The sequence below is a fragment of the Mesorhizobium sp. M1D.F.Ca.ET.231.01.1.1 genome, from assembly GCF_003999155.2.
Classification (GTDB): Bacteria; Pseudomonadota; Alphaproteobacteria; order Rhizobiales; family Rhizobiaceae; genus Mesorhizobium.
In genome coordinates, this window is sequence record NZ_RZOZ02000011.1 from 187,277 (window position 1) to 207,614 (window position 20,338).

Sequence of the window (20,338 nt, forward strand, 5' to 3'; positions counted from 1 at the left end):
GCTTCGACGCATGCCGCCCGGAAAGCGGCATGGACGCGCCCTGGAGCTTTGTCATGCTGGAAACCCGTCCATTGGCTGAACATCAACCCAAACTCGGTGAATTCGGCTTCGCCGGCGACGATCATGTCGTGCCTTACGAAGTGGCGCCGCTCGACGTGCGCGGCCGCACCGTGCAGCTCGGGCCAATGCTCGACGCTATTCTCAGCCGCCACGATTATCCCGAACCGGTCGCACGGCTGCTGGCGGAAGCCTGCGTGCTCACCGTGCTGCTCGGCACGTCGCTGAAGTTCGAGGGCAAGTTCATCCTGCAGACCCGCACCGACGGTCCGGTCGATATGCTGGTGGCCGATTTCACCACGCCGCATGCGCTGCGCGCCTATGCGCGCTTCGACGCCGACCGGCTGCAGGCGCTGATCGCCGCCGGCGAAACCTCGCAGCAGGCGTTGCTCGGCAACGGCGTCCTGGCTTTGACCATCGACCAGGGCGCGCATACGCAGCGCTATCAGGGCATCGTCCAGCTCGATGGCACCACGCTGGAGGATGCCGCGCGCACCTATTTCCGCCAGTCGGAGCAGATTCCAACCGAGATCAAGATGTCGGTCGCCAAGCTGGTGACGCCCGGCCCGGCCGGCGCGCGCGAGCAGTGGCGCGCCGGCGGCATCCTGGCGCAGTTTCTGCCGCAGGCGCCCGAGCGTATGCGTATTCCCGACATTTCGGGCGGCGACGGCGACGACCGCGAGGTGACCGACCATCCGGCCGATAATTCCTGGCAGGAGTTGCTGGCGCTGCTCGGCACCATCGAGCCGACGGAACTGATCGACCCGACGGTGGGCGCCGAGCGGCTGCTTTACCGGCTGTTCCACGAGCATGGCGTGCGCGTTTTCCGCAGCGTGCCGGTGGACGACCAGTGCTCCTGTTCGCGCGAGAAGATCCGCGGCCTCCTCGAAGGCTTCTCGGCCGAGGAGATCAAGGACTCGACCGAGGACGGCGGCATCCATGTCGCCTGCGAATTCTGCTCGACGCAGTACGACTTCGACCCGGCGGAGTTCGCGGGCGAGTGAAATGCCCTTCCTTCTCCCCGTTCCACGGGGAGAAGGTGCCCGAAGGGCGGATGAGGGGCAGCGCCGGCGTTGGCCATGCAAGCGCCCTCGCTTTGTGCGAAAGAAAATCTCAAACCTGGCGCCGCCCCTCATTGCCCTGCCGGGCATTTCTCCCCGTAAACGGTCCGTAAACGGGGAGAAAGAGGCTGCCGCGTAGGATTTCGCCCTTAGTTCACCGTGCGCCTCGTCCCCGGCATGTCGAGGGAGAAGGCGGGGATGGCGACGTCGAACGTCTCGCCGCGCCCATTGCGCATCGTGTAGTGGCCGACCATGATGCCGGACGGCGTCGAGAGCGGGCATCCCGACGTGTACTGGTAGCTGTCGCCGGGATTGAGCTCCGGCTGGTCGCCGACGACGCCCGCGCCGCGCACTTCCTCGACGCGTCCGCGTCCGTCGGTGATGTGCCAGTAGCGCGACAGAAGCTGCACGAACTCGTCCGAACGGTTGTCGATCGTCACCTGGTAGCCCCAAACATAGCGGTTCTCGGACGGGTCCGAACGGTCCTCCAGGTAGAACGGCCTGACCTGCACTTCGATGTTGCGCGTGACGGCGCGATACATGTGCCACTCCGGTTGCCGCCGCTGGGAGCATTTGTCGCGCTTCGCGGTTGTTACGCTAGCGCCGTCCATCCTGCCGGCTTTCCACCGCACGTGCCGACAAACAATGTCATTTAAGTGACACATGACAATGTTGGTGTGCACAAACCGTGTGGGCGACTCGGGCGCTCCGTCGACTGATGAAACGCCGCGGGCGGCCTTTCCGGAGTGACCAGATCTCGATGGAACTGACTCTCGCAGCCGCCTTTGCCTCGTCAGCCCTTGTTCTTTCCAACTTCGCCAGCATTCTGTTCGCTTCCTCGCGGCTGAAGGCGCGTCGCGTCATACCTGCGTCCTCCGGCAACCAGCCGCCGGTCTCCATCGTCGTTCCGTCGCGGGGCGTCGAGCCGTTCACCGGGGAGACGCTCGACCGCGCCTTCTCGCTCGACTGGCCCCGCTATGAGCTGATCTTCTGCGTCGCCCATGCCAACGATCCCGTGGTCGGACTGATCAATGCCGCGATCGCGCGCTTCCCCAAGGTTCCGGCGAGGCTGCTCGTCGGCGATGACAGGATCAGCGCCAATCCCAAGCTCAACAACTGCGTCAAGGGCTGGCAGGCGGCCCGGCACGATTGGGTGATCCTTGCCGATTCCAACGTGTTGATGCCCAAGGACTATGTCCAGCATCTGATGGCGGCCTGGCGGCCGGACACCGGTCTCGTCTGCTCGACACCGGTCGGCTCGCGGCCGGACGGTTTTTGGGCCGAAGTCGAATGCGCCTTCCTCAACACGCTGCAGGCGCGCTGGCAATATGCCGGCGAGGCGCTCGGCCTTGGCTTCGCCCAGGGCAAGAGCATGCTGTGGAACAAGCCGATGCTCGATGCCCATGGCGGCATCCAGGCTTTGGCCGCCGAGATCGCCGAGGATGCGGCGGCGACCAAGCTGGTCAACGGCCTGGGCCTACGGGTCAATCTCGTGGCCTCGCCCTTCGAGCAGCCGCTCGGCCAGCGCACGCTCGCCGAGATCTGGTCGCGCCAGGCGCGCTGGGCTCGGCTGCGCCGCGTCACCTTCCCATTGTTCTTCGCGCCCGAGATCCTGACCGGGATGGTCGTGCCGCTCAATTTCGCGCTGATCGCGGCGGCAGGTGCCGGCGCCAGCCTGCCTACGACCGCGCTTTGCGTGCTGGCGATCGCTTATGTGCCGGAATGCCTGCTTGCCTGGTCCAAGGGCTGGTACCTGTCGCCGCGCAGCGTGACCGCAATGATCGTTCGCGATGCGATGCTCCCCACCATCTGGGCGCGCGGCTGGCTGGGCGGTGTCGTCGAATGGCGCGGCAACGCCATGACGATCCGCACCGGGGAGATGACCGAACTCGAAGAGATTGCCTGAGCCGGCTGCGGCTCAAGGCCGCTCTTTGCTGCCGCTACTTCGCCGCCTTTAGCGCCTCTTCGATGTCGGCCAGCAGATCGTCGGTGTCCTCAAGCCCCACGGACAGACGCAGCGTGCCAGGCCCGATGCCGAGTTCGGCGCGCGCCTCGTCGCTCAGGTTCTTGTGCGTCGTGGTCGCCGGATGGGTGATCAGGCTCTTGGCGTCGCCGAGATTGTTGGAGATCAGCACGATGTCGAGCGCGTTCTGGAAGGCGAACGCCGCCTGCTTGCCGCCCTTGACGTCGAGGCAGATCAGCGTCGAGCCGCCAGACATCTGCTTCCTGACGACATCCGCCTGCGGATGGTCGGCGCGGCCCGGATAGATGACGCGGGCGATCTCCGGCCTGTCGGCCAGGAAGTCGGCGATCTTGCCGGCGCTTTCCGTCTGCTGGCGCACCCGCAGCGGCAGCGTCTCCAGGCCCTTGAGCAGCGTCCAGGCGTTGAAGGGCGACAGGCTCGGGCCGGTGTGGCGGAAATAGTCGTGCAGGTTCTCGTCGATCCATTTCTTGTCCGACAGGATGACGCCGCCGAGGCAGCGGCCCTGTCCGTCGATATGCTTGGTCGCCGAATAGACAACGATATGGGCGCCGAGCTGCAAGGGCTTCTGCTGCAGCGGCGTGGCGAAGACATTGTCGACGATCACGCGCGCGCCGATCGAGTTGGCTAAAGCGGCGACGGCGGCGATGTCGACCACTTCCAGCGTCGGGTTGGTCGGGCTCTCCAGGAAGAACAGCTTGGTGTTCGGTCTGACCGCCTTTTCCCAATTGGCGATGTCGGTGCCGTCGATCAGCGTCGCCTGGATGCCGTAGCGCGGCGCCAGCGTCTCGACCACCCAACGGCAGGAGCCGAACAGCGCCCGCGCGGCAACGATATGGTCGCCGGCCTTGACGCTGCACAGAAGCGCTGCGCTGACCGCCGCCATGCCGGAAGCGGTGGCGCGGGCATCTTCGGCGCCTTCCAGCGCGCACATGCGCTTTTCGAACATGTCCACGGTCGGATTGGCGTAGCGCGAATAGATGAAGCCCGGCTCCTCGCCCTTGAAACGGGCTTCCGCGGCTTGCGCCGTCTCATAGACATAGCCCTGGGTGAGGTACATTGCCTCGGCGGTCTCGCCGAAGCCGGAACGCAGCGTCCCGCCATGCACGAGTGCCGTCTGAGGTTTCCAGTTGCGCGTCTTCGTCATCGCCCTAATTCCACTCGCAAAGAACATCCAAACACAAAAAAACCGGCCGCGATGTCGCAACCGGTCCATACGGCCTTGCGGCCAGCGGTCCTTTAGCGACTTGTTTAACGTGGCTGCAAGCCGACCGGCCAAATCACCACGGGATAACGACCCTTTAGACCCGCACCGCGCTTGCGTCAATTGCCGGCTTGATTAAGAGGTTTGTACCAGTTGGAACGGAGCCAGCCTTTGCGGCAGACAGGCATTCTTCCGGATCAGGACATCGCGGCGCTGTTTGAGGCGGGCGCGCTGAAGTCGCCGCGCGTGCTCGATACCAATCAGATTCAGCCGGCCAGCCTCGATCTGAGGCTGGGCGACAAGGCTTTCCGCGTGCGCGCCTCCTTCCTGCCCGGTCCCGATCACCTGGTGGCCGACAAGCTCGACCGGCTGAAGTTGCACGAGATCAATCTCGCCGAGGGCGCGGTGTTGGAGACGGGCTGCGTCTATATCGTGCCGCTGCTGGAAAGCCTGGCGCTGCCTTCAAACGTGTCGGCTTCGGCCAATCCGAAGAGCTCGACCGGACGGCTGGACATTTTCACGCGCGTCATGACCGACCGCGGCCACGAGTTCGACAAGATCGCGGCCGGCTATCATGGTCCGCTCTATCTCGAAGTCAGCCCGCGCACCTTCCCGATCGTCGTGCGCGCCGGCTCGCGCCTGTCGCAGATACGCTTCCGCACCGGCAATGCGCTTTTGTCGGAGCGCGAATTGCGCGATCTCCACCATGCCGAGATGCTGGTCGCCACCGAGCCACCCAACATCTCCGGCGGCGGGATAGCACTGTCGATCGATCTCGACGGCGACAAGGACGGCCTGGTCGGCTATCGCGGCAAGCACCACACCGGCCTCGTCGACGTCGACAAGCGCGCCGCGCAGGATGTCGTCGACTTCTGGGAGCCTCTCTACAAGAGCGGCGCCGGCGAATTGGTGCTCGATCCGGACGAGTTCTACATCCTGGTCTCGCGCGAAGCCGTGCATGTGCCGCCGCTCTATGCCGCCGAGATGACGCCGTTCGACCCGCTGGTCGGCGAGTTCCGCGTCCACTATGCCGGCTTCTTCGATCCCGGTTTCGGCCACTCCGCCGCTGGCGGCAGCGGCAGCCGGGCGGTGCTCGAGGTGCGCAGCCATGAGGTGCCCTTCATCCTCGACCACGGCCAGATCGTCGGACGCCTTGTCTACGAGCATATGCTCAAGCGCCCGCAGGCGCTCTATGGCAGCGACCTCGGCTCGAACTACCAGGCGCAGGGGCTTAAGCTCTCTAAGCATTTCCGCGCCGCGCGCTGACAGTTCACGTCAGACACCGCTTGCCCGGCTGGGCGCGCCATGCTTGGCTGCGCCTCACCAATCTAGACGCCTGACTGAGGGAGACAAAAAATGCAGATAACCAGATGGATCGTATCGGCGACAGTCGCCGCCATGTTGGCGCTTGGCGCCGGTTCCGCGATCGCGGCGGAAAAGATCAAGATCGGCACCGAGGGCGCCTATCCGCCCTTCAACACCATAACGCCGGACGGCAAGGTTGAGGGCTTCGACATCGACATCGCCAATGCGCTTTGCGCCCAGATGAAGGTCGAGTGCGAGATCGTCACCCAGGATTGGGACGGCATCATTCCGGCCCTCCAGGCCAAGAAGTTCGACGCCATCATCGCCTCGATGAGCATCACCGAGGAGCGCAAGAAGCAGGTCGCCTTCACCCACAAATACTATACGACGCCGCTTGCGCTGGTGGCGCTCAAGGACAGCGACATCGCCTCCACCGAGCCGGCGGCGCTCGCCGGCAAGACCGTCGGCGCCCAGGCCTCGACCACCCAGGCCGACTATGCCCAGGACAAATATGGCAAGGCCGGCGCCGAGGCGAAGCTTTATCCGACCCAGGAAGAGGCGATCACCGATCTCCAGAACGGCCGGCTCGACGCCGTCATTTCGGACAAGTTCGTGCTGGTCGACTGGCTGAAGAAGGCGAGCGACGGCTGCTGCAAGCTGGTCGGCGACGTCAAGGGCACCGAGACTGAGGCCGGCATCGCCGTGCGCCTGGAGGACACCGCGCTGCGCGACAAGCTGAACGCGGCCATCGATGCCATCGTTGCCGACGGCACCTACAAGAAGATCCAGGCGAAATATTTCGACTTCGATATTTATTGAGGTTGAAGCTGCCAATCTCCCCCCTTGTGGGGGAGATGCCCGGCAGGGCAGAGGGGGGCGCGAAGGATCGCCAACCTCTACTGTAGCCAAGAAGACAGTCCGCAGGCAGAGCCGGCTGGATTGCGAACGCTGGCGGGACAGCGCCCCCCTCTGGCCTGCCGGCCATCTCCCCCACGAGGGGGGAGATCACGCTTTCACCTCAAAGCGCCTTCACGGCCACTTTCACCGGCTTTTCGATCTCCAGCGGATTGCGCAGCGGCAGGCCGAAATCCTTGGCCTCGATCTCGAACACGTCGCCGGCCTCGGTCTTGATGCCGTCGGCGAAGGAGAGCGTCGCGGTGCCGAACATGTGCACATGCACGTCGCCGGGCTGGCGGAACGCCGAATATTTGAAGTGGTGATGCTCGAGATTGGCGATGGTGTGCGACATGTTCGCCTCGCCCGACAGGAACGGCTTTTCCCAAAGCACCTTGCCGTCGCGCCAGATGCGCGATGAGCCCCTGATGTCGGCGGGCAGGTCGCCGATCAGGATCTCCGGCCCGAACGACGCGTTGCGCAGCTTGGAGTGGGCGAGGAACAGGTAGTTGACCCGCTCGGTCACGTGGTCCGAAAACTCGTTGGACAGCGTGAAGCCGACACGGAACGGCGCGCCGTCGTCGCCGATCACATAGATGCCGGCGATCTCCGGCTCCTCGCCGGCGTCCTGCGCGAAGGCGGGCGACATCAGCGCAGCACCCGGCGCCACCGCCATGGTGCCGTTGCCCTTGTAGAACCACTCCGGTTGCACGCCGATCTGGCCCTTTGGTGGCTTGCCGCCTTCCAGCCCCATGCGAAACATCTTCATGGAATCGGTGAGCTGCTCTTCGCCGTCGCTGAGCTTCTTGTGCATGGAATCGCGCGTCGCGGCCGAGCCGAGATGGGTCAAGCCCGTGCCGGTGAGGTGCAAATGCGCCGGGTCCGGATGGTTGATCGGCGACACCAGCCGCCCCTTCTTGTAGGCGGCATCGAGATCGACCGTCTCGCCGTAGCCCTTGCGCTCGATCAGGGCTTCGAGACCGATACCCGTGCGGGCGGCCTCCATCGCCAGCGAATAGACGCTGCGCGCGCCGTTGATGATCCGGGTCTTGCCGCCGCTGCGGGCAACGACCCGGATCGTCTCGGCGTCGTCGAGGATCTGGGAAATCAGCATGATGAAACCCTCTCTCTTTTGCCTTGGCCCGGCTGCCGGCGGCAAACCCTGACCGCGCGGCCCGGAACCGATCCGTGCCACGGTTGAAACTCCTGCGCCGGATTGCGCTCGCGGGCCTGGTCCTTTCGGGACTTCTTCGCGCCGACGGGTTGCCGGCAGCTCCGCGATCTAGAACCCGTATGCCTCCTTAGTCCTTGTCTTCAGCCGTTAAGCCTTGTTCTTGTTGTAGACGTCGAAGATGACCGCGCCGAGCAGCACCAGGCCCTTGACCACCTGCTGCCAGTCGACATTGACGCCCATGATCGACATGCCGTTGTTCATGACACCCATGATGAAGCCGCCGACCACGGCGCCGATGACCTGTCCGACGCCGCCCATCGCCGAGGCGCCGCCGATGAAGACGGCGGCGATCACGTCGAGCTCGCTGCCGAGGCCGGCCGCCGGCACCGCCTGGCCGAGGCGGGCCGCGATGATCAGGCCGCCGAGCGCCGACAGCACGCCCATGTTGATGAAGACGAGCAGCGTCAGCCTTTCGGTATTGATGCCGGACAGCTGCGCCGCCTTGGCGTTGCCGCCCATCGCATAGATGCGGCGGCCGATCGTCATGCGCTTGGTGACGAAAACGAACAGCGAGATCAGCACGCCCATCACCAGAAGCACCACCGGCAGGCCCCGGTAGCTGGCGAACTGGAACACCAGGAACAGCGCCAATGCGCTGCCCACCAGCGTCTTGACGACGAAAAGCGGGAAGGGCTCGGCCTCATAGCCATGCCGCTCGCGCTTGCGGCGGGCCCTTAGCCCGAAATAGGCATAGGCAAGCACGGCGACCAGGCCGAGCACGATCGTCGTCATGTGCAGCGTCAGCCCGCTGCCGACGATGGTCTTGCCGGCGGCGTTCACCGTCGGCGGGATCAGCGTCAGCGGGCCGATGACGTCCGGGATGAAGCCGGAGCTCAGCGCCTTGAAGCTGTCGGGAAGCGGGCCGACCGAGGAGCCGCCGCCAAGCAGGGCCTGGCAGATGCCGCGGAAGATCAGCATGCCCGCCAGCGTCACGATGAAGCTCGGTATCCGGTGGTAGGCGATCCAGTAGCCTTGCGCGGCGCCGATAAGGGCGCCGACGATCAGGCACACGATCGAGACCACGAGCGGATTGCTGAATATCCCAAGCGGCCAGATGACCATCATCATCGCCGCAAGAGCGCCGATGAAGCCTGCGACCGATCCCACGCTGAGATCGATATAGCCGGCGACGATCACCAGAAGCATGCCGAGCGCCATCACGATGATGAACGAGTTCTGCTGCACCAGGTTCGAGAGGTTGACCGGTTTGAACAGCGTTCCCGACGTCGTGTACTGGAAGAACAGCATGATGACGATCAGCGCGATGATCAGGCCGTATTCGCGCAGATTTGTCGTCAGCGCCGAAACGGCGATGCGCGGACCATGCTTGACGTCCTCGGCGGCGCCGCTTTGCGGCGCGGGAGCGCTTTCTGTGCTCATGATGCTTTTTTTCCTTCTCCCCGAACGATGGCGCGCATGATTTTTTCCTGGCTGGCATCGCTTGCCGCCATTTCGCCGACGATACGCCCTTCGTTCATGACATAGATGCGGTCGGTGATGCCGAGCAGTTCCGGCATTTCCGACGAGATGACGATGATCGCTTTGCCTTCGGCGGCGAGGCGGGCGATGATCGTGTAGATTTCGTACTTGGCGCCGACGTCAATACCGCGCGTCGGCTCGTCCAGGATCAGCACTTCGGGATCGGCGAACAGCCATTTCGACAGCACCACCTTCTGCTGGTTGCCGCCCGAGAGATTGCCGGTCAGCTGATAGACGCTGGAGGCGCGGATGTTGGTCTTCTTGCGGTAGTCGTTGGCGACGCTCATCTCGCGCATGTCGTCGATGACGCCGCGGCTGGAGACGCCTCCCAAATTGGCTAAAGTCACATTGTGCTTGATGTGGTCGATGAGGTTGAGGCCGTAGGTCTTGCGGTCCTCGGTGACATAGGCGATGCGGTTTTGCACCGCCTTGCTCACCGACGAAAGGTCGATCGGCTTGCCTTCGAGCAAAACCTCGCCGGTGATGTGCCGGCCGTAGGAGCGGCCGAACAGGCTCATCGCGAATTCGGTGCGGCCGGCGCCCATCAGCCCCGCGATGCCGACCACCTCGCCCTTGCGCACGTTGAGGTTGACGTTCTTGATCACCTGCCGCTCGGCGTGGATCGGGTGGTAGACCGACCAGTCCTTGACCTCGAAGACGACCTCGCCGATCTGCGGCTCGCGCGGCGGATAACGGTCGTCCAGCGAGCGGCCGACCATCGAGGTGATGATGCGGTCCTCGCTGATGTCTTTCCTGGGCAGGGTCTCGATGGTGCGCCCGTCGCGGATCACCGTCACCTTGTCGGCGACGCGGTTCACCTCGTTGAGCTTGTGCGAGATCAGGATCGAGGTCATGCCCTGGCGCTTGAACTCGAGCAGCAGATCGAGCAGCGCCTGGCTGTCCTTTTCGCTGAGCGAGGCGGTCGGCTCGTCGAGGATCAGGAGCTTGACTTCCTTGCTCAGCGCCTTGGCGATCTCGACCAGCTGCTGCTTGCCGACGCCGATATTGGTGATCAGTGTCTTGGGGTCTTCCTTCAGGCCGACTTTCTGGAGCAGGGCGCCGGTGCGCTTCTCGTTGGCGTTCCAGTCGATGACGCCATAGGTGGCGTGCTCGTTGCCGAGGAAGATGTTTTCCGCGATCGACAGCATCGGCACCAGGGCAAGCTCCTGGTGGATGATGACGATGCCGATATGCTCGCTGTCATGGATGCCCTTGAAATGGCATTCCTGGCCGCGAAAGACGATCTGGCCTTCATAGGTACCGGACGGATAGACGCCCGACAGCACTTTCATGAGCGTCGATTTGCCGGCGCCGTTCTCGCCGACGATGGCGTGGATCTCGCCTTCCTCGACGCTGAGGTTGACGTTCGACAGCGCCTTCACGCCGGGGAACGTCTTGGTGATGTCGCGCATCTCCAAAATCGTCGAGGTCATCAGGAATTCCGCTCCCTGGGCGCATGTTTTCCGTTTCGGGAAAGTGTCATGCGCGAAATCAACATACTACAGCTTCTATGTGCGTGACGGCGCATGGCGCTGCAGAAGCCGGCAAAAACAATACCGGGGTCGCATCTGAACGAAAAGGGGCCCTGCGTGGCGCAGGACCCCTCGTTTTCCAAGCCGGATTACTTCAGCTCGTCGGCCTTGATGTAGCCGGAGTCGACGACCTGCGCCTGGTAGTTCGACTTGTCGACCTCATGCGGCGTCAAAAGGATCGAGGGAACGACCTTGACGTCGTTGTTGTAGGTCTTCTCGTCGAGCCCGTCGGGCTTGCCGCCGGAGAGCACCTTGTCGACCAGCTGCACGGTGGCCTTGGCCAGCTCGCGGGTGTCCTTGAACACCGTCGAATACTGCTCGCCCGAGATGATCAGCTTGACCGAGGCGGTCTCGGCATCCTGGCCGGTCACGATCGGCCAGGGCTGGGCATCGGTGCCGTAGCCGACGGCGCGCAGCGAGGCGGTGATGCCGCGCGACAGGCCGTCATAAGGCGACAGAACGCCATCGACGCGGCTGCCGTCCGAGTAGTTGGCCGAGAGCAGGTTGTCCATGCGAGCCTGCGCCGTGGCGGCCAGCCAGCGCAGCGTGCCGACCTTGTCCATGCCGGTCTGGCCGGACTTGATCTTGATCGAGCCGTCGTCGATCAGCGGCTGCAGGACCGACATCGCGCCGTTGTAGAAGAAGAAGGCGTTGTTGTCGTCGGGCGAGCCGCCGAACAGTTCGACGTTCCACGGCTTGGTGTTCGGGAAGCGCTCCTTGAGGCCCTTGACCAGGGAATTCGCCTGGATCACGCCGACGCCGAAATTGTCGAAGGTGGTGTAGTAGTCGACATTCGGGGTCTTCTTGATCAGACGGTCATAGGCGACGGTGACGACGCCGGCATCGTTGGCCTTCTGCAGCGCGTCGGCCATCGTGGTGCCGTCGATCGAGGCGATGATCAGCGCCTTCGGGCCCTTGGTGATTTCGTTTTCCAACTGGCTGAGCTGGTTCGGGATGTCGTCCTGCGCGTACTGCAGGTCGACGGTGTAGCCGAGCGCCTCGAGCTGGGACTTGACGGCGTCGCCGTCATTGATCCAGCGCTGCGAGGTCTTGGTCGGCATCAGCACGCCGACGAGACCCTTGTCGGCTGCGTGCGCCGAATAGGTCGTGGCGGCAATGCCAAGGGCCGCGATGGCGGCCAGCGTCTTGATGATCTTCACATTACTCTCCCTGGTTGATGGACGCGACACCTCGGGGCTTCGCGGGCCGCGCAGTCGAGCAGGAGCGCAAGCGCGCCTCTGTCGGCTTTATCGATCTCCGGTATCCTCCCAATCGGCTCCGCGACGCAGTTTCAATCGATACGATCTTGCTCGTTGCCGATCGTTGCGCCTCGGAACGCGCGAAGGGTGGGTTCCTTTGACATAACTGTCAAATGCGATCTTTGTTGGTTGCTATACCGAAACTGGTATGGTTTAGCATGCGGCAGAGAACTGGCGGAGAGGCTGGGAAATCATGGCGGCGTTGCGCGATCCTGGTGCGATTCCAGTAAGTTACGAAAAACTCCCCGGCGACGGGGAAACACTCCTGCGCAGCGGTTTGAGCTTGCGCCATATGCGCATGATCGCCGCCCTCGACGATCACGGACGGGTGAGCGCCGCCGCCCAGGTCATGAACATCTCCCAGCCGGCCGCCTCGCGCATGATCGCCGAGATGGAGGCGGTGCTCGACGTGAAATTGTGCGAGCGGCTGCCGCGCGGCATCACGCTCACCCCTTACGGACAGGCGCTCGCCAGGCGCGCCCGCTCGATCCTGCTCGAGATGCGCGAAGCCGACCGCGAGATTTCCGAACTCAAGGCGGGCAAGGGCGGCTCGGTGTTCCTCGGCGCCGTGACCGCGCCGGCGATCGAGCTAGCCGTGCCGGCGATTCGCGAGATCCGCCGCATCTACCCGCGCATCGAGATCACCATGCAGGTCGAGACCTCGAACGTGCTCGCCCGCGAGCTGATAGCCTCCCGCCACGACTTCATCATCGCCCGCATTCCCGACGACCTCAATCCGCGGCTGTTCGAATCGCGCGTCATCGGCATCGAGAAGGCCTGCCTGATCGTGCGCCGCGGCCATCCGCTTGCCAGCGGCAGGATGGTCGGCTTGGAGGAGACGGCGGCCTATGACTGGGTCTTCCAGTCCGGGGGCTCGCCGCTGCGCCAGGCGATGGAAAGCAATTTCCTGAACCGCGACATCCCGCTTCCCGACCGTATCCTCAACACCTCTTCGCTGCTCTTGACGCTGGTGATGGTGGCGCAATCCGACGCCATCGCCCCCGTTTCTGTCCAGGTCGCCAAGTTCATCCAGAGCGCCGACGGGCTGGCGGGAGCGATTGACGTGGTGCAGACCGAATTCGACATCGAGGTCAGGCCTTACAGCCTGATCACGGTCAAGAACCGCGTGCTTTCGCCCGCCGCCAAGATGCTGCACGACTTCATACTGCGCGAAGTGGGGTAATGGAACGAGAATGCTACCTGTGCGTTCAACCGGATCGGCGGCTCGCCGGAGCCTGTTGCGGGTGAGGGAACGGCCGCCGATGCTCAAATAGCTCGGGAGGTCTCGATGGAACGTCGGTTGTTTCTGACTGGGATGCTTGGCGTTGCGGGGGCAGCGGCGCTTGCAAGCCTGGCCGGACCGGGCAAGGCGGTTGCCGGCGCCCCCAAGGGCAACGGAATTCTCGATGAGTTGGACAAGCCGGATCCGGCCATCTACGATGAGGATGACCAGGAAGATCTGCTGCAGCCGGTTCAGTACTATTATCGCCGCCGTCGTTACTACCGCGATCGTTACTACCGCGATCGCTATTACCGCCGTCGCCGCCGCCGGCGGGTTTGGAGAAGGGTCTGCCGCCGCTACTGGCGCTATGGTCGGCGTCATGTCCGCTGCTGGCGCCGCCGCGTCTGGATCGGCTTCTGGCTCTGAGGCGATATCCGTCGACAACCTGCGCTCACCGGGCGGATGCCGGATTTGGGTCTTGCACAGATATGCAAGGCCCTTTGTCCTCTGGTTGTTGAAGGATTGGAGGTAGAGGACGGGACTGCAGCGTAGACTTGTGCCGGCATAGCCCGGCAACAAGTCGTGTGGCATTATCCCTTTTTGCTCGGCCCATCACGTCATTGCTGCCAGGCACGGGCTATCATGAGCGCCAGTTGTTCGCTTCCAGTCATCCGGGGGATTCACCATCACCATATCCTTGCGTGCCCTGCTGCGATACTGGCGCGCCGCTCTTCTTGACGGCATCCGGCATGTCGATCCCGAGTCCCTGGCACTCCATCCGTGCCCGCGCGCCGAACTGGCTGCAGGTCGGCTTGGACCGGAAACGCTTGAGGCAGTGTGGCGGGACGCGGAGGCCGGCCTTTCCACCAGGGAACGGGAGGAACTGACTTCCATCGAAGTGCTCGTGGCCTTGCTGGTGCTTGAGCCGGAGCGCGAGCATTCGGCCGCCTTCATGGCCGCGAAGCGGACTCGGGTGCCATTGTGGCTGTGCGTCAATGTCGACCGGGATGGCGTGCTGTCTCTTCCCGGCGAGCAGACGGATCCGATCATCGCGGACCGGGCCGTGCTCGCGCCGCTGGCGTCCGGAACGCAGACATTCTCCTCGGTTGCGGCGGAAGACGAATACCGCAGCCGCAATCCTCTCCCGCCGAAAGATGCCGGCTGGCCGGAGTTCTGGACCTATGTCGCCGAGATGTTCTCCAGCCTTTTCGGCGGCGATCCCGGCAATTGGGTGCCGGCGCGGCATGTGGACCTGGGCGCGTTCGTCGCCCATGGTTCCGCGCCTCCCGATACGAGCGGGCCAATCCGAAACGTTTACGAGTTTCTGATCAACCGCAGGGACGATGACGCTCCGCCATTGCTTGCCCGCCTCGCGGCACCGCAGCCAGCACGCGACGTCACCGCCACCGTCGGGGGCGACGATGCGGCGGCGCGCCGGCATCTCGGACAGATGGGCGGCTGCTTCCCCCTCAATCGCAGCCAGCGCCAGTCGCTTGGCGCCGCGCTGGCGGCCGTCGACGGCGAGATCGTGGCGGTCAACGGTCCGCCCGGCACCGGAAAGACCACCTTCATCCAGAGCCTCGTCGCGTCCTTGTGGGTGGAGCGCGCGCTGGAACGCAACGGCGAGCCGCCCGTCATCCTGGCCAGCTCCACCAACAACAGGGCCATCACCAACATTCTCGACACATTCGCGCGCGCGACGCTGCCGAAGACGCATCCGCTGGCCGGATTGCCGCTGGCCGAGCGTTGGTTGCCGGACTTCGGCCAGTACGGACTCTACCTGCCCTCGATCTCGGAGGCCGAGAAAGGCATCAAGGACGAGCTTGCCTTCGCGTGGTGCAAGACGCATGGGCAGCCTTGGAAGGGGCTGCCGGGGCGCATGGAGAATGCAGCCTATGTCAATCGCGCGATGTCTTATTGGCAATCCCGGTTCGCCCTCTGGTCGGGGCGCCAGCCTGCCGACATGGCGCAGGCGGTCGAAACCCTGCGAGCAGCCCTGTCGGCCAAGGTCGAAGCTCTGAGGGCCGCATGCGGCCGGCATCGCGACCTTCTCGCCCTTTCGTCCGGCGGCGCGCTGCCGACCCGGCACGACATCGAGCGGCTGCAGGCAGAAGCCGCCAGGGAGCGGGAAGGGCTGCAGGATTTCAAGCGTCACAGCCATGAGGCCCTGCGGCTGATTCAGGGTTCTCTCATCGAGTCGCTCCTGTCCTGGCTGCCGCCGGTGAAGAGGCGGCTATGGGCGCGCGCGCACTCCTTCCTGGACTTCAAGGGATTGGCCGATCCGGCCTGGAAGTGGGAGACGGTTCTGAACGCACCGGCCTTGCGCCGTTGGCTGGATGACGCGGCCAGGGCGCGTGAAGCTGCCATCGCCGCCAGGGAGGACATTGTCGCCGGCTGGGAGGGATGGATGGCCTCGTTGAAGTCCCTTCTGCCGGCCACCGCCCTCGACGAGATCGCCGAGGTGCCGGAGCGCGCCGAGGCCGGGCTCGATACGATTGTCCGTCCCGAACTGTTCCATCTCGCCGCCCGCTACTGGGAGGGCCGCTGGCTGATCGAAACGGCGGAGGCGCTCGCCCGCAACGACAAGACCTTCACCGGCCGCAGCCGGGACATGTGCGAGCGGCGCTGGCGGCGGTTCGCCAAGCTGACGCCCTGCCTGGTGTCGACCGCTTACACCGCGCCGCGTCTGTTAGACTACTTCGATGGCGCCAACCAGCCGCTGATCGGCTTCATCGACCTGCTGATCGTCGACGAGGCGGGGCAAGTGTCGCCGCAGGTCGGCGGCGCGTTGTTCGCCTTTGCCCGCAGGGCGTTGGTAGTGGGGGACACGCAGCAGCTCGAACCCGTCTGGAGCATCGATACGGATACCGATTTCGGCAATCTGGCCAAGTGGGGCTTGGACAAGGAGAAGCCCCTGCTGGAGCACGGCGGCATGCTGGCCTCGGAAGGTTCCGTGATGGCGATGGCGCAAGCGGCAACAGCCTTCGCCGCACCGCCGCACCGGGGACTCTTCCTCGAGGAACATTGGCGGTGTCGCGCCGCCGTCATCGCCTACTGCAACGAGCTTGCCTATCGCGGCGCCCTCAAGCCGATGCGTCCCGACGGCGACTACCCCTTGCCTCCGCTGGGCTACGCCCATGTGCCCGGCAGCGCCGCGCGCGCAGGCCTGAGCTGGACCAACGCCGACGAGGCGGGCGTCATCGCCGACTGGCTGGGCCACCGGAGGGCAGAACTCCTCAGCCATCACCGAGCCAAGAAGCTGGGCGACATAGTCGCCATCGTGACGCCCTTCCGCGCCCAGATCGCGATGTTACGCCGAGAGCTGAAGAATGCAGGCCTTGGCGACGAGAACATCACCGTGGGCACTGTCCACGCGTTGCAAGGCGCGGAAAAAGACGTGATCCTGTTCTCGCCGGTCTACAGCGCCGGCCATTCCGCCGGCATGTTCTTCGACCGCGGCGTTTCGATGCTCAACGTCGCCGTATCCCGCGCGAAAGAAAGCTTCCTGGTCTTCGGCGACATCAGGCTGTTTCGGCCGGAACAGCGGGCGCTGCCGTCCGGCCTGCTTGGGGCCTACCTCTTCGCCGCCCCGGAGAACGAGATCACCGATATCGAGCCCGTCAGCCCGATCGTGCAGAAGGAAGGGCGCTCGGAGCTGGAACGTCTCAACGACCTCGAAGCCCATCGCGATGTGCTGCGCCGGGCCATCGGCGAAGCCAACGAACGCGTCCTTGTCGTGTCGCCCTACCTGTCGGACAAGGCTATCGAGGCGGACGACCTGGCATCCCTGCTGCTATCGCGTCGAGGCGGCCCCCGCATCGTCGTCGCCTATGATCACTATCTCAACTGCGGCGATGATCGCCGTCTGTTGCCCAGGACCGTCATGGCAATCGACATCCTGCGCGCGAGCGGAGCCGATGTGTGGGCCCTGAACGGCGCCCACAACAAGACCTTGACGGTCGATGAAAGCTGGATCGTCGAGGGTTCCTTCAACTGGCTGTCTGCTCGTCGCGATCGCAACAGTGATTTCCAGCGGCACGAGGTCTCGTTCCTCTATCGCGGCAAGGATGCCGCGATCCATGTGGGCAACGCCTGGAAGGAAGTCGAGGCCCTTCGCGAGAAGCCCGAGCGCGAGGGATCGCGGGAACAGACGAATGCTTGGAGCGGGTAGCGGGAATCGAACCCGCGCGTTCAGCTTGGGAAGCTGACAGGCTACCATTACATCATACCCGCGCAGCAGCCTCGTTACCATGATGGCCGGGCCTCTAGCAATCGGCAAAGCTGCATCGGCGCCGCGCTGCTTGATGCTGAACAATCGAGTGCGTATTTCTGAAGTCGCGCTGCCGAATCGGGCAGCTTGAACCGGAGAACGGCCTTGTCCGCACTGACACGCTTCCTCGGCGATACGCCACTCAGGGTGCTCGTGAAGCTGCTGGTGGTTTCCTTCCTCGTCGGCCTCGTCATGCACGCCTTCGGCTGGAGCCCGATGGATGTGCTCTATGGCATCCGCCAGTTCTTCGTCGATCTGTGGAACCTCGGCTTCCATGCCATCGACCGCTTCCTGGGCTATATCCTGCTTGGTGCCGCGATCGTCGTGCCGGCCTTCATCCTGCTCAGGATCGCCAGCTACAGGAAGTAGCCTGGCGAGCGTCAGGCATAGGCGGCTGCGACCTCGAACAGAATGGCGTGGCGTGCGGCCAATGCCGGCACGTCGGTCGAATAGCCGCCGCCGATGACGCCGCACAGCGGAATGCCGGCCATGCGGAAATGGCTGATGACCATCGTCTCGCGGCTGCGCAGGCCGTCGTCGGAGAGCGCCAGCCGACCAAGCCTGTCGCCGGCGTGGACATCCACGCCGGCATTGTAGAAGACGATGTCCCAGCGCCGTATTGCGCAAAGCTCCGGAAGAATGGCGCGGAGGCGATCGAGATAGGCGGCGTCGCCGGTGCCGTCGGGCAGCGCGATGTCGAGGTCGGAAGCGATCTTGCGCAGCGGATAGTTGCGCTCGCCATGCATGGAGAAGGTGAAGGCGCGGGGCTCATCCTTCAGTATGTCCGCCGTGCCGTCGCCCTGGTGCACGTCGAGATCGACGACCAGGACGTTTTCGACTGCGCGCTCGTCAAGCAGCGCCAGCGAGGCGACGGCCACGTCGTTGAAGGTGCAGAAGCCGGCGCCTTGCGCGCGCCGGGCATGATGGCTGCCGCCGGCGGCGTTGCAGGCAATGCCGTGCCTCAGCGCCAGCCGCGCCGCCAGCACCGAGCCCGCGGTGGCAAGCTGGGCCCTCAGCGACACGCGCCGGCCGACCGGGAAACCGATCTCACGCTCGATTTTTTCAGGCACCTCGCAGGCCAGCACCTGGTCGACATAGTCGGCCGCATGCGCAAGTTTGAGCCACACAGCCGGAGCCGGTTCCGGCATCGAAAGCGCTTCCGAAACGGTCAGGCCACGGCTGCGCAAGGCCTCCATAAGCAATGGATATTTGCTCATCGGAAAGCGGTGGTTGACGGCGAAGCCGGCGTCGTAGTCGGGGTGGTGGACGATCTGCAAAGCCATGATGGGGCGGCCTGCGCCAGAGCTGGAATTCGGTTGGCCGCCACGGGTTGGCGATTGCGCGGCACCGGCAAACTGGGGCACATCGGCTCTTCGATCAAGCCGCAATGAACAAGGCAGCAATCCTTGGACAAGGGTGCGACCCACATCAACGCCAGGTCCTTCATCGTCACCAACCGCTCGGTGCTGGCGATTGCCGTGCCGATGACGCTTGCCTATCTGACGACGCCGCTGCTCGGCATCGTCGACACCGCGGTGGTCGGGCAGTTCGGCGATGCTGCCCTGCTCGGCGGCCTGGCCGCCGGAGCGCTGGTGTTCGACGTCGTCTTCACCACCTTCAACTTCCTGCGCTCCGGCACCACCGGCCTCGTCGCCCAGGCTTTCGGGCGCGGCGATCCGCTGGAGGAACAGGCCGTCCTCTGGCGTGCCGTGCTGATCGCGCTCGTCGCCGGCGTCGTGTTTGCGGCATTGGCGCCATTGGTTGCCCTAGCCGGACAATGGTTCATGGGCGCCGAGCCGCGCGTTAGTGAGGCGATGGGCACTTATATCCGCATCCGGCTGCTGGCGGCGCCCTTCTCGCTCATCAACTACGCCATTCTGGGCTACGTGCTGGGCCGCGGCGAGGGCGGGCTCGGGCTGATGCTGCAAGCCGTCCTCAACGGCATCAACATTCTGCTCTGTTTCCTGCTCGGCCTCGAGCTCGGCTGGGGCGTGGCCGGCGTCGCCTGGGCGACCGTCACCGGCGAATTCCTGGCGATGCTGCTCGGCCTTGCCGTCGTGCTCAGCCGCTTCCGCAAGCTGGAGCGGCCGTCGCGCCGGCGTATCCTCGACCTGCCGGCCTATCGGCACATGCTGTCGCTCAACCGCGACATCATGATCCGGTCCTTCTCGCTGCTTGCCGCTTTCGCGCTGTTCACCAGGCAGGGCGCGCAGTTCGGCACGGTGACGCTCGCCGCCAACGCCGTGCTGATGAATTTCTTTCTCGTCGCCGGCTATTTCCTCGACGGCTTCGCCACCGCCGCCGAGCAACTCACCGGCCGCGCGATTGGCGCGCAGGCGGCCACCCCCTTCCGCCAGGCCGTGCGGCTGACGCTGATCTGGGGCTTCGGCCTTGCCGGCATTGCGACCCTGGTGCTGCTCACGGCCGGCGCCAATCTGGTGGCGCTGGTGACGACCTCGGCGGATGTGCGCCATGCCGCCGACACCTATCTGCCCTGGGCCGCCTTCACGGCGCTGAGCGGCGTGCTCGCCTTCCAGATGGACGGCGTCTTCATCGGCGCCACTTGGTCGCGCGATATGCGCAACATGATGCTGCTGTCGTTCCTCGCCTTCAGCGCCGCTTTGATCACGCTGGCGCCGGCCTTCGGCAACAGCGGCCTGTGGGCAGCACTTCACGTCTTCCTGCTGGTGCGGGGTTTGAGCCTGCTCGCGGTGCTGAGGCTCGGGTGCGGACGGCTTTTTAGCGCTTTCGTCGCGGACAGGGGGCCGGCGTTGCCTCTCAGTTCCAGAGGTCGGTCGACAGGTACTTCAGTCCGGAGTCGCAAATGACGACGGCTATCG

Annotated in this window: 16 protein-coding genes, 1 tRNA gene and 1 riboswitch; of the genes, 9 read left to right on the top strand and 8 right to left on the bottom strand. The window is 64.5% G+C overall.

Annotated elements, in window-relative coordinates; genetic code table 11:
- Window positions 1-29 precede the first annotated feature (29 nt).
- Window positions 30-1,061 carry an Hsp33 family molecular chaperone gene (locus tag EN874_RS25580; protein WP_127427706.1) on the top strand — a complete coding sequence of 344 codons (1,032 nt, stop codon included), beginning with the start codon at window positions 30-32 and terminating at the stop codon, window positions 1,059-1,061.
- Window positions 1,062-1,267: 206 nt separating this feature from the next.
- On the opposite strand, the gene apaG is transcribed toward EN874_RS25580, so the two are convergent.
- Window positions 1,268-1,660, bottom strand: a complete 393-nt coding sequence (apaG, locus tag EN874_RS25585) for a Co2+/Mg2+ efflux protein ApaG (protein ID WP_124996092.1) — start codon at window positions 1,658-1,660, stop codon at window positions 1,268-1,270.
- A gap of 218 nt (window positions 1,661-1,878) precedes the next feature.
- On the opposite strand from apaG, the gene EN874_RS25590 reads away from it, so the two are divergent.
- The gene (locus EN874_RS25590; RefSeq protein WP_127427707.1) at window positions 1,879-3,024 is read left to right on the top strand and encodes a ceramide glucosyltransferase; all 1,146 of its coding nucleotides are present in this window, start codon (window positions 1,879-1,881) and stop codon (window positions 3,022-3,024) included.
- 34 nt (window positions 3,025-3,058) lie between these two features.
- On the opposite strand, the gene EN874_RS25595 is transcribed toward EN874_RS25590, so the two are convergent.
- Window positions 3,059-4,246 (bottom strand): O-succinylhomoserine sulfhydrylase, encoded by a 1,188-nt coding sequence (locus tag EN874_RS25595; protein ID WP_127427708.1) that lies wholly within the window; start codon window positions 4,244-4,246, stop codon window positions 3,059-3,061.
- Window positions 4,247-4,318: 72 nt separating this feature from the next.
- Window positions 4,319-4,396: riboswitch (SAM riboswitch) on the bottom strand.
- Window positions 4,397-4,474: 78 nt separating this feature from the next.
- On the opposite strand from EN874_RS25595, the gene EN874_RS25600 reads away from it, so the two are divergent.
- Together EN874_RS25600 and EN874_RS25605 are read left to right on the top strand one after the other, a co-directional pair.
- Window positions 4,475-5,569, top strand: a complete 1,095-nt coding sequence (locus EN874_RS25600) for a 2'-deoxycytidine 5'-triphosphate deaminase (protein ID WP_127427709.1) — start codon at window positions 4,475-4,477, stop codon at window positions 5,567-5,569.
- Between the two features lie 90 nt (window positions 5,570-5,659).
- Window positions 5,660-6,427, top strand: a complete 768-nt coding sequence (locus EN874_RS25605; RefSeq protein ID WP_127427710.1) for an ABC transporter substrate-binding protein — start codon at window positions 5,660-5,662, stop codon at window positions 6,425-6,427.
- 199 nt (window positions 6,428-6,626) lie between these two features.
- Here the strand turns inward: EN874_RS25605 and araD1 are convergent, their stop codons facing one another.
- The 4 genes from araD1 to chvE form a co-directional block, all read right to left on the bottom strand.
- Entirely contained in the window at window positions 6,627-7,616 is a 990-nt protein-coding gene (gene araD1 / locus EN874_RS25610) for an AraD1 family protein (protein ID WP_127427711.1), read from the bottom strand.
- 207 nt (window positions 7,617-7,823) lie between these two features.
- Window positions 7,824-9,116 (bottom strand): multiple monosaccharide ABC transporter permease, encoded by a 1,293-nt coding sequence (gene mmsB / locus EN874_RS25615; protein ID WP_127427712.1) that lies wholly within the window; start codon window positions 9,114-9,116, stop codon window positions 7,824-7,826.
- A complete protein-coding gene (gene mmsA / locus EN874_RS25620; protein ID WP_127427713.1) occupies window positions 9,113-10,648 on the bottom strand; it encodes a multiple monosaccharide ABC transporter ATP-binding protein in 1,536 nt (511 codons plus the stop codon). Before mmsA ends, mmsB begins: the two co-directional genes overlap by 4 nt.
- A 188-nt stretch (window positions 10,649-10,836) precedes the next feature.
- The gene (chvE, locus tag EN874_RS25625; RefSeq protein ID WP_127427714.1) at window positions 10,837-11,907 is read right to left on the bottom strand and encodes a multiple monosaccharide ABC transporter substrate-binding protein; all 1,071 of its coding nucleotides are present in this window, start codon (window positions 11,905-11,907) and stop codon (window positions 10,837-10,839) included.
- A gap of 292 nt (window positions 11,908-12,199) precedes the next feature.
- Here chvE and EN874_RS25630 point away from each other — a divergent pair, with 292 nt between their 5' ends.
- From EN874_RS25630 to EN874_RS25640, 3 genes are all read left to right on the top strand, one after another.
- On the top strand, window positions 12,200-13,189 hold the full coding sequence (locus EN874_RS25630; protein WP_127427715.1) for a LysR substrate-binding domain-containing protein: 990 nt from the start codon (window positions 12,200-12,202) through the stop codon (window positions 13,187-13,189).
- 105 nt (window positions 13,190-13,294) lie between these two features.
- Window positions 13,295-13,654 (top strand): protamine-2 (modular protein), encoded by a 360-nt coding sequence (locus EN874_RS25635; RefSeq protein WP_127427716.1) that lies wholly within the window; start codon window positions 13,295-13,297, stop codon window positions 13,652-13,654.
- A 409-nt stretch (window positions 13,655-14,063) separates the two neighbouring features.
- The gene (locus EN874_RS25640) at window positions 14,064-17,399 is read left to right on the top strand and encodes an AAA domain-containing protein (protein WP_127427717.1); all 3,336 of its coding nucleotides are present in this window, start codon (window positions 14,064-14,066) and stop codon (window positions 17,397-17,399) included.
- Here EN874_RS25640 and EN874_RS25645 read toward each other — a convergent pair.
- Window positions 17,388-17,461, bottom strand: a tRNA-Gly gene (locus tag EN874_RS25645). The genes EN874_RS25640 and EN874_RS25645 overlap by 12 nt on opposite strands.
- Window positions 17,462-17,603: 142 nt before the next feature.
- On the opposite strand from EN874_RS25645, the gene EN874_RS25650 reads away from it, so the two are divergent.
- Window positions 17,604-17,867 carry a DUF6460 domain-containing protein gene (locus EN874_RS25650; protein WP_127427718.1) on the top strand — a complete coding sequence of 88 codons (264 nt, stop codon included), beginning with the start codon at window positions 17,604-17,606 and terminating at the stop codon, window positions 17,865-17,867.
- A gap of 11 nt (window positions 17,868-17,878) precedes the next feature.
- Here the strand turns inward: EN874_RS25650 and EN874_RS25655 are convergent, their stop codons facing one another.
- A complete protein-coding gene (locus EN874_RS25655; RefSeq protein ID WP_127427719.1) occupies window positions 17,879-18,781 on the bottom strand; it encodes a histone deacetylase in 903 nt (300 codons plus the stop codon).
- A 123-nt stretch (window positions 18,782-18,904) separates the two neighbouring features.
- On the opposite strand from EN874_RS25655, the gene EN874_RS25660 reads away from it, so the two are divergent.
- Window positions 18,905-20,326: an MATE family efflux transporter gene (locus EN874_RS25660; protein ID WP_168247601.1), complete on the top strand. Its 1,422-nt coding sequence runs from the start codon at window positions 18,905-18,907 to the stop codon at window positions 20,324-20,326.
- Window positions 20,327-20,338 lie beyond the last annotated feature (12 nt).